The following is a 1,244-nucleotide window of genomic DNA, read 5'->3' on the forward strand; positions in this document are numbered from 1 at the left end:
ACCTTGCCGAGGTCCGCGCGGAAGGCGGGCCCTCCGGTGACCTCCGCGTGCAGGGACGCGGGCAGGTCCCGTGCGGCGGCGCTACGGATCCGGTCGACGGCGGTGGCGTTCTCGTCGTCGCCCCAGCCGGTGGCCAGGACGACGGCGACGGTCGCGACCTTGTCCTCGACGAACCGGGGCGCGGCTGCGGCCGGGGCGGTCCCCATGGTGCCGAGCACGGTCGCGCGTTCGGAGATGACGGCCCGCTGGGCGTCGCTGAGGGGGCTGTTGTCGGTGTTGCTGTAGACCACGAGTGCCGGGGCGGCAGCACCGGACGGGAAGGTCCGGAGGATCTCGGCGACCTGGGCGGACTGGGCGGAGGCAGGCAGGCCGATGCCGGTCGCCTTCGTGGTGGTGGCGTCACCGGGGCCCAGCGCGAACGCCGCGCCCAGGCCGATGACGGTCAGGAGCAGCACGAGCCACGCGGTCGTCCGTGGCCTCGCGAGCAGGCCCCCCGCCGGGGACGGTCGGTCGGTGGGCTGCGGCCCGGCGTGCAGGGTCGGGGAAGGGGACACGGGAACGCACACCCTCAAAGTCGTTAAGTTACTTAGCGATAGCTACCGTGGCAGACTTCTCCGTATGGCGCAACACCCGTCCTTCGGAGCCGGACCGGATTCGGATTCCGGACAACGCGAAACCGCCCGCCCGCACGGCGCGCCGGCGGGCGACGAGCTCTCCCGGACGCTGCGCGACGTGCTCACCCTGACCCAGCTCGCCCGCGCGGTCCTCGCCGAGCGTCTCGGCATGCCGCTCACCAACGTCGAGGCCGTCGAGCACGTGGTCATGGCAAGCGGTGCGGGCGAGCCGATCGGCCCGGTCGAACTCTCCCGCCGCCTCGGCGTCACCAGCGCCGCCGGGACCCAGTCCGTCAACCGGCTCGTCTCCGAAGGGCACATGACGCGCGGCCCCCACCCCAGCGACCGCCGCCGCCAGATCCTGGGCGTCACGGACAGCGGGCTCACCCATGTGATGGGCGAACTCACCCCGCTCCTGGAACTCCTCCACGCGGCGTCCACGGATCTGGACGAGACCGAACGCGCCGCAGCGAAGCGCTATCTGGACAACGTGACCGAGGCCTACCGCACCTACCTGGCACTGGCAGCCGAATAGCAGCGCTCGGGGCTCGCCACCGCAGCGGCGGCAGCACCTTGGCGCGAGACGGCTCGGCGAGGCCCACCGGCGGGACACCGGTGGCACGCGTGTAC

2 protein-coding genes are annotated in these 1,244 nt (G+C 72.7%); one reads left to right on the plus strand and one right to left on the minus strand.

Features of this window, described 5'->3' with window-relative positions; translation table 11 throughout:
• Positions 1-455, minus strand: a 455-nt coding sequence (locus ACFXPX_RS43875) for an MMPL family transporter (RefSeq protein WP_380645125.1), incomplete at its 3' end; no start/stop codon positions are given.
• Between the two features lie 163 nt (positions 456-618).
• On the opposite strand from ACFXPX_RS43875, the gene ACFXPX_RS43880 reads away from it, so the two are divergent.
• Positions 619-1,149: a MarR family winged helix-turn-helix transcriptional regulator gene (locus ACFXPX_RS43880; RefSeq protein WP_380533178.1), complete on the plus strand. Its 531-nt coding sequence runs from the start codon at positions 619-621 to the stop codon at positions 1,147-1,149.
• Positions 1,150-1,244 lie beyond the last annotated feature (95 nt).

Source organism: Kitasatospora sp. NPDC059146 (assembly GCF_042786665.1).
Classification (GTDB): domain Bacteria; phylum Actinomycetota; class Actinomycetes; order Streptomycetales; family Streptomycetaceae; genus Kitasatospora.

What these genes read in the sequence shown, in the direction of transcription:
- ACFXPX_RS43880 (WP_380533178.1), top strand. Translation starts at nt 619, where the DNA reads ATGGCGCAACACCCGTCCTTCGGAGCCGGACCGGATTCGGATTCCGGA.